Source organism: Brevundimonas sp. EAKA, assembly GCF_000698025.1.
Lineage (GTDB): Bacteria > Pseudomonadota > Alphaproteobacteria > Caulobacterales > Caulobacteraceae > Brevundimonas > Brevundimonas mediterranea_A.
On sequence record NZ_JMQR01000001.1, the window covers coordinates 129060 to 137365 of the forward strand.

At 65.3% G+C, this 8306-nt stretch carries 7 protein-coding genes; 6 read left to right on the forward strand and 1 reads right to left on the reverse strand.

The features are described 5' to 3' along the window. Nucleotides 1–3: 3 nt before the first annotated feature. From ER13_RS00600 to mnmA, 4 genes are all read left to right on the forward strand, one after another. Entirely contained in the window at nt 4–720 is a 717-nt protein-coding gene (locus ER13_RS00600) for a flagellar hook assembly protein FlgD (RefSeq protein ID WP_035305231.1), read from the forward strand. A 46-nt stretch (nt 721–766) separates the two neighbouring features. After that, nucleotides 767–2551: a flagellar hook protein FlgE gene (flgE, locus tag ER13_RS00605; protein WP_035305235.1), complete on the forward strand. Its 1785-nt coding sequence runs from the start codon at nt 767–769 to the stop codon at nt 2549–2551. A gap of 172 nt (nt 2552–2723) precedes the next feature. Beyond that, nucleotides 2724–3008: a DUF1153 domain-containing protein gene (locus ER13_RS00610; RefSeq protein WP_026108337.1), complete on the forward strand. Its 285-nt coding sequence runs from the start codon at nt 2724–2726 to the stop codon at nt 3006–3008. 92 nt (nt 3009–3100) lie between these two features. Beyond that, nucleotides 3101–4312: a tRNA 2-thiouridine(34) synthase MnmA gene (gene mnmA, locus ER13_RS00615; protein ID WP_035305238.1), complete on the forward strand. Its 1212-nt coding sequence runs from the start codon at nt 3101–3103 to the stop codon at nt 4310–4312. Between the two features lie 3 nt (nt 4313–4315). On the opposite strand, the gene ER13_RS17510 is transcribed toward mnmA, so the two are convergent. Then, nucleotides 4316–5077 carry a TonB family protein gene (locus ER13_RS17510; RefSeq protein ID WP_081836054.1) on the reverse strand — a complete coding sequence of 254 codons (762 nt, stop codon included), beginning with the start codon at nt 5075–5077 and terminating at the stop codon, nt 4316–4318. A 107-nt stretch (nt 5078–5184) separates the two neighbouring features. Between ER13_RS17510 and ER13_RS00625 the strand changes: the two genes are divergently transcribed. Together ER13_RS00625 and ER13_RS00630 are read left to right on the forward strand one after the other, a co-directional pair. Then, entirely contained in the window at nt 5185–7662 is a 2478-nt protein-coding gene (locus ER13_RS00625; protein WP_035305240.1) for a TonB-dependent receptor plug domain-containing protein, read from the forward strand. Between the two features lie 5 nt (nt 7663–7667). After that, the coding region (locus tag ER13_RS00630) for a cytochrome-c peroxidase (RefSeq protein ID WP_035305242.1) at nt 7668–8306 on the forward strand (639 nt) is incomplete at its 3' end.

The window sequence follows — 8306 nt, forward strand, 5'->3', positions numbered from 1 at the left end:
CCCATGGCCACCGCCGTTTCCTCCGTCGACGCCTCCGGCCGCCTGAACAGCGGCACGACGATGCTGGCCTCGAACTTCGAGACCTTCCTGACCCTGCTGACCACGCAGATGAAGAACCAGGATCCGTTGTCGCCGCTCGATTCCAACGAGTTCACCGCCCAACTGACCCAGATGGCCGGTGTGGAGCAGCAACTGCTGACCAACGACCTGCTGACCAGCCTGGTCGCGGCTCAATCGGGCAATCTGAACAACGCCTCAGCCTATATCGGCAAGGAAGTGACGGCGGCCTGGTCGGCCACGACGCTGAAGGACGGCAAGGCGGCTTGGAACTACGAACTGGCGTCTGACGCCGCCGCCGCCACGCTGAAGGTCCTGGACAGCAAGGGCAAGGTCGTCTGGGAAGGTCCGGCGCCCGACAAGTCCCAAGGACTTCACTCCTTCACCTGGGACGGCAAGACGAGCGGCGGCGAAGTCCTGACGGAAGGCGTCTATACGCTGAAGGTCTCGGCGATGGACTCCAAGAACGCCAACGTCGCCAGCCAGGCTCTGACCCAGGGCCGGGTCAAGGGCGTCGAAATGTATAATGGCGAACCGTACCTGGTGGTCGGCGAGACCATACTCCCGCTCTCGACCGTGATCTCGCTGAACGAGATCGCCGACAAACCGAGCAACGACGATACGGAGAATCCGGACGTCCCGACCGAGGAGGCGGCCGCATGATGCGCTCCGCCGCCTTCCCGATGAATTCCATTCAAGGAGCGTCTTCATGAGCTTGAACAGCGCAATGCTGGCCGGCGTGTCCGGCCTGGCCGCCAACTCCGCCGCCCTGGCGGCGATCTCGCAGAACATCGCCAACGTCAACACCGTCGGCTACAAACGCTCGCAGGGCGAGTTCCAGACCCTGGTCAACAGCCAGACCCGCGCCGGCGGTTCCTATTCGGCGGGCGGCGTGATGGCCAATACCCGAGCCTTCGTCAGCCAGGAAGGCCAGCTCCAGCGCACGACCTCCAGCACGGATCTCGCCGTCAGTGGACAGGGCTTTTTCGTCACCACGACCCAGGCCGAAAACGTCGGCGCCACGGACACCCGCCTGTTCACCCGCGCCGGCGCCTTCCGCGTCGACAACCTGGGCTATCTGAAGAACAGCGCCGGCCTTTACCTGCAGGGCTGGCCGGTGGATTCCAACGGGGAGATCGCGACCGACCCGTCCGACCTGTCGCGCCTGCGCTCGGTGAATATCGGCTCGGTCGGCGGCACGGCCGAGCCGACCACCCGCGTCCAGATCAACGCCAACCTGCGCTCGACCCAGGCCGTATCCAGCCCCGCGGCTCCCACCAGCTACAACGGCGTCGAAGACGCTGCTGTTCCGCCAGTCAAGCACGACGTCACCGTCGGCTATAAACGAACCGGGGCCAATACGTTTGAAGTCACTTTGAAGTCAGGCATCACCAAGATCGTCGGCACGGCCACCTACGACGCGACCGGCGCCCTGACCGGCTTCGTTCCCAGCGCCGCTTCCAGCGCCAATGGATCGGCGACGGCGAACGCCACCACCCTGACCATCACCCCGACCAGCGGCACGCCGCCCGTCAACGGCACGCCCTATGCGATCGACTTCGCGGAAATCGGCATGGCGACGAACGGCGTCGCCCAGACCAAATACGACCCCTCCGTCAACTCCATGGCGATGTACAACGCCGACGACGACACGCCGGCTGGCGTCAAGCCGGACTTCAAGATGAACATCCCGGTGTCTGACTCCAAGGGCGGCCAGCGCAATCTTGAGATTCGTTTCCTGAAAAGCGCCGAACCGAACCAGTGGTATGCTGAAATCGTCTCGGCGCCGGCCGATGACGTCGTGACCGGCGCCCCCTACTCGAACGGCCAGATCAAGACCGGCCTGATCGCCTTCACACCCTCGGGCCGCCTCGATGTCGAGACCATGCAGAGCTGGCCCGCCGGCACGGGTCTGTTCGACGACCCGACCCAGGCGACCCTCTCCTTCCTGGAGTCAGACCCCAATAACACGATCGATCCCGCCGACCCGCTGGACAACGGCAAGGTCAAATGGGCCGACGGCCTGGGCATCGCCGCCCAGACGGTGATGCTGGACCTCAACACCTCCGCCGGCGGGCTCAGCCAGCTGAACACCGCGTCCGTGGTGCAGTCGACCGTCACCAACGGCACGGCCTTCGGCAATCTGAGCGAGATCACCATTGATGAAAGCGGCTTCGTCACCGCGATCTTCGACAACGGCGTCATGCGCCGCATCGCCCAGGTCGCCATCGCCACCTTCCCGAGCCCCGACAGCCTGAAAGAGGTGTCCGGCAACGCCTACGCCGTCAGCCTGGAGAGCGGCACCTTCAACCTGAAGGCGGCCGGAACCGGCGGCGCCGGCACGATCGCAGCCCAACAGCTGGAATCGTCCACCGTCGATCTGTCGGCCGAATTCACCGGCCTGATCACCACCCAGCGGGCCTATTCCGCCTCGTCAAAGATCATCACCACGGCGGACGAAATGCTCGCCGAACTGATCAACATCAAACGCTGATCGGCGAGTAAGTAAGCGTTAGTCTCAATGAATCGTCGTTCAAGCAAGGTTTACAAAATGGTTTGGGGAGGGACGGGTTTTATCAGTTCCTTCACCACGACCCTTAAACCGACCTTAGCGGGGGTGGCCTACATTCATGACACTACGGTGTTGGTGAAAGAGGCATAAGCCCATGTTGCAAGAGCGACGCCTGAATAGCAAAGGCGAACAATACGTGGTCGGACCGACTGGCACGCCCCTGACCCTGAACGATCTGCCGCCGTCCAATACGGATCGGTGGGTGATCCGCCGCAAGGCCGAGGTCGTCGCCGCCGTTCGCGGCGGTCTGCTGAGTCTTGACGACGCCCTGGCGAAGTACCGCCTGACGGCGGAAGAATTCCTCGCCTGGCAGAAGGCCATCGACAAATGGGGCATGCAGGGTCTGCGCACGACGCGGATCCAGAGCTACCGCTCCTAAGGGTCCCCCCCGAAGACGACGAGGGCCGCATCCGGCGACGGATGCGGCCCTTTTCGTTGGCCGGCCTCGAAATCGCGCGGGTTCCGCACTAAATGGCGGCCATGACCCTGGTCGAAGACATCTGCCCCGTTCCCGACATTCGCCGCACCGACATGGACGCGGCGGTCGAGAGCGCGCGGGCGGCGGTCGGCCTGCCGGTCGGGGCGCGCGTCGTCGCGGCCATGTCGGGCGGGGTGGACTCCACCGTCGTCGCCGCCCTGCTGCACAAGGCGGGCTATGACGTCGTCGGCGTCACGCTACAGCTTTACGACCACGGCGCGGCGCTGAAGAAGAAGGGCGCCTGCTGTGCGGGCCAGGACATTCACGACGCCCGTCTGGCCGCCGAGATGATCGGCATTCCCCACTATGTCCTGGACTACGAGAGCCGGTTCAAGGACGCTGTGATCGATCAGTTCGCCGACTCCTATCTGAAGGGCCAGACCCCGGTCCCCTGCATCCGCTGCAATCAGACGGTCAAGTTCCGCGACCTGCTGGACGTCGCCCGCGACCTGGGCGCCGAGGCCATGGCCACCGGCCACTATGTGCGCCGCGCTGCGGTCGGCAATCGCTCGCAGATGCGCAAGGCGATCGACCATTCGCGCGACCAGTCCTATTTCCTGTTCGCCACCACCCAGGACCAGCTCGACTATCTGCGCTTCCCCCTGGCCGATCTGGAAAAGCCTCAGGTGCGCGGCGTCGCCGCCGAACTGGGGCTGAAGATCGCGGCCAAGCCGGACAGCCAGGACATCTGTTTCGTCCCTTCCGGCGACTATCGCACCCTGATCGACCGTCTGCGTCCGCAGGGCCGCGAGGCCGGCGAGATCGTGCACATGGACGGCCGGGTGCTGGGAACCCACGCCGGCATCACCGACTACACCATCGGCCAGCGCCGGGGCCTGAACGTCGCCGTGGGCGAGCCCCTGTTCGTTGTCAAGCTGGAGCCCGAAACCCGCCGCGTGATCGTCGGCCCGCGCGAAGCCCTGCTGACCGCCAGCCTGACGCTGGAAGAGACCAACTGGCTGGGCGACGAAGCCACGATCCGTGAGGCCGCAGAAGCCGGCCTCCCCGTCCTGGCCCGCGTCCGCTCGACTCGCCAGCCCTCGCCCGCTCGTCTGACCCTGGTCGACGGCGACGTCCGCATCGTCTTCGATGAGGGCGAGGAAGGCGTCGCCCCCGGCCAGGCCTGCGCCCTGTACGATCCGGCCGACCCCGACCGCGTTCTGGGCGGCGGCTTCATCCGCGACACGACGGCGGTCGCGGTCTGAGCCTCAACGGGCGTCTCGCCCGCCCTCGCGCGGGCGATAGTCCAGCCGCACGCGGAACTCGCGCGTCCGCCAGGCCGTGCCGGCAGGGGGCCGGGGAAAGGGCTCTGCGGCCCTGATCTGGCTCAGGGTCGCGGCGTCCAGCGCCGCTCGACCGCTGCTCGACAAGATGCGCGCGTCGCTGACACGCCCCCGGCGATCCAGGGTGAAGGCCACCGTCACCAGGCCCGTGACGCCCCCGGGGTGCCGCTTGTGCGTCTCCACCCAGCGCAGAACCTGGGCGTAATAGTCGTCGACCTGGGCGCCCCCGTTGGCGCCGGACGTCGCCGCCGCGCCGCGCCCGGTCAGGCCCCGCCGCAGGTCCTGCGCCCCATCGGGTCCCGGTTCAGCTTCCGATCCGCCCTCCGCCTGAAACGAAACCAGCGGCTCCGAAACGGCGGACGTCAGGGCTATGGGCGTCTGAAGTGTTGGAAACAGGGTCTGCGACGGCCTGGGCGCCGGTCGGACGGGCGCGGTCTGGACCTCGGGTTCATGCGCCGCCTTGGGATGGTCGCCGCCTTTGGAGGCCGCCGCCTCTGTCGATCCATCGACACTGTCGAAGGCCGCGCGCGGCGACAGCGTCAGTTCGATCACCGGCGCCCCGCCCTGATCGGGCGTCGGCGGGTGAACAGACCCGACCGCCAGCATCGACAACAGACCCAATTGGACGACCGCAACGACCACCCCGGTCGCTGCCTTGGCGAGCGGAGATACATACTCAGGCGGCATGAGGGGCGCATAAGACCGGATTGCTGAGAACGCAACTGATAATGAGTTGCAATTCAATTTAGCCAGGCGTACCCCGCCTCCGCTCAGTGGGTTTGGGGATCATCACCATGCGTATCGCACTCGTTTCATCCGCCGGCGCAGCGGCTTTGCTGCTTGCAGGCGCTGCACAGGCTCAGACCGCCCAAGCGGGGGATGACGCCATCCCCACCGTCGTCGTCACAGACGAATCAAAAGCCTCCACCGCCTATAGTTTCGGTTCGGCCGTCGATTCCGGCACGACGGTCTTCAGCGGCGAGTCGGTCCTGGACCGCGCGCCCGGCTCGGGCGACGCCAATCAGTTGCTCAAGCTGGCGCCGACTGTCCAGTTCAGCGCCAACGAGGGCATGGCCGACGACGAGAGCCTTCAGGACCTCCGCCCCTCGCGCATTTCGATCGCCGGATCCAGCTATCTGGACAACCTCTTCGTCTTGGACGGCGTAGGCGTGAACTCGCGTCTCGACACCTTCAACACCAAAGCCCAGCACTATGGCGAAGTCGCCGGCGCGGCCTCCGCGCAGTCCATTTGGGTCGACTCCAGCCTGATCGGCGAGATCAAGCTGATCGATTCGAACATCCCGGCGGAATACGGCGGTTTCCTGGGCGGGGTGGTCGATATCAAGACCCGCGCCCCGGCCTATGCCTATGGGGCGACGGCCTATTATGGCTTCACCCAGACGGACATGGCCAGCTATCGAATGACCAACGCCGTGCGCGCCGAGTTGGAAGGCGTCTATCCTGATAAGCCGGGCTACGAAAAGTCGCGCTACGGCTTCACCATCGATCTGCCGGTAAATGATCGCCTGCGTCTGATGGGCGGCTACAGCTATTCCGACGCCACGGTCACCTACTACCGCGGCTCCGCCTATGGCGGCGGCCCTTTCGGCCAGACCAGCAAGAGCGAGAACTTCCTGCTGAAGGGCGAGTATGATCTGGCGACGGACCTGACGCTGGAAGGCCAGATCACCTGGAGCCCCTATGAGAGCATGAACGCCTCGGGCAACGGCATCGACAACCAGATGTACCAGCACGGCGGCGGCCTGGCCTCCAACCTGCGCCTGCGCGGTAAGCATGGAGCCGCCGACTGGAACGTCCAACTGACCTACGCCGACTCCGACAACGACCGCGACGCGCCCGCTGTGAATCTCAGCCTTCCGTCGTCCGTCGCCAACTGGTGCGACAGCAGCAACTGCACCATGGGCAGTTTCGGCGATCTGGAACAGTCACAGCAGGACTATGGCCTCAAGACCACGTGGTCACAGCCCTTGGCCGGCGGCAAGCTGATCGCAGGCTTCGACTTCACCCATACGACGGCGGAAAAGAACCGGCCTCAAGACAACTACGCCTACTCGCGCAGCACCGTCAGTTCAGCAGTCAGATGCCTTTACCCCGAAGAGGCGGCGGCTCTCACCTGCGTGCCCGGCTCCTATGCTCTGACCCAGTATTCTATCTACAGGGCCTACCAGACCCAGGTGGACCTGCAGACCTACAGCCTCTGGGGCAGTTACGACTTCGACTGGCGGGGTTTCGAGGTTCGGGCCGGTCTCCGCTACGGCCATGAGACCTTCCTCGGCAATCATGATGTCTCGCCGCGCCTGTCGATCGCCCATGACCTGCCGTGGTTCGGAATGACTGCAACGGTCGGTCTGAACCGCTATTACAGCCGCGGTTTCCTAGGTTACGCCCTGCGGGAAGACGCACCGGACAACTACATTTATCGCCGCACGCCCGTCAGAGGCGTCTACGGCGACTGGACCTTATACTCCCATACGTCCACCGCCCGGTATTCAGACTCCGACCTGAAGACGCCCTATTCCGACGAACTGACGGCGGCGGTGGCCGGCGGTCTGCTGGGCGGCGAGTATCGGGTCAAAGGCATACTGCGCGAAGGCAAGGATCAGTTCTCTCTGACCAAAACGACCGAGACTTATATCAGCGAAACCCTCGGCACGCGCTCCCGCACCGTCTCGACGGTCGATAACGACGGCTCATCCAGCTATCGCGGCCTGTCGGTCGAATGGATGCGAAAATTCGGCCGCCACACGATCTCGTTCAACAGCAACGTCTCCCACACCAAGACGTCGGCGATGGAGTACTATGACGAGCTCGAGGATACAGAGGCCGAGCTGGTCTATTACAAGGGCGAGGTCGTCTCCATGTGGAAGGCCCTGGCCGACAATCAACGCCCGGACTACGCCTCCCCCATCATCATCAACGCCGACTTGGGATCGACCTGGCTGAACGGCCGGATCCGCACCAACCTCAACGCCCGCTTCAAGGACGAATTCACCCAGGTCGAGGACACGGGCGAGAACATCACCGTCGATGGGTCGGCCTACGACGTCTACGGCGAAGTTCAGTACGACGCCTCCATCGACGCCAATCTGTCGCTTCAGGCCGAGATCGCCCGGACTCAATACGGCACGACGACCCTGGACCTGCGGGTTAACAACCTCTTCGACACGATCCGGAACAACAACTCGACCTCGACCAGCCAGCCCTACCAGCTGGGCCGCAACCTCTGGGTCTCGCTGAAATACAAGTACTGAAGACCTTGAAGCCCGCCCGCGACATCACCGCCCTCATCGTCGCCGTCCTCGCGCTCCATCTGGGCGTGGGGGCGGCGGTCTCGCGCGTCCAGACGCCGTCCAGCGACGGCGAGCTTCGGCTCGCCTACGCCGGCGGCCCCGAGACCTGGCCTCGCCCGCTCCTGCAAGAGGGCGCGACCTTCGCCGAGTTCGCGCCCCTGCCCCCGGCGCCCGAGCCGGCCGACAATCCGACCACGCCGGAAAAGGCCGCCCTGGGCCAGCGCCTGTTCGACGATCCGAAACTGTCGGCCTCGGGCCAGATCGCCTGCGCCTCCTGCCATGCGCGGGAGCTGGGTTTCGCCGACGGCCTCCGCACCTCCTTCGGTCATGACCGCCAAAGGGGACGGCGCAACGCCCCCTCGGTCGCGACCGCCGCCTGGGCGACCAGCCTGTTCTGGGACGGCCGGGTCACGACGCTGGAGGAGCAGAGCCTGCACCCCATCGTCGACGCCAGGGAGATGGCCGCCGACCTGCCGGCGGTCACGGCCCGCATCGCCGCCGACCCGTCCTACGCCGTCCCCTTCGCCCAGGCCTTCGGCTCGCCCCAGGTCACGACCGACCGGATCGCCAAGGCCCTGGCCGCCTTCCAGCGCACCCTGAAGCCC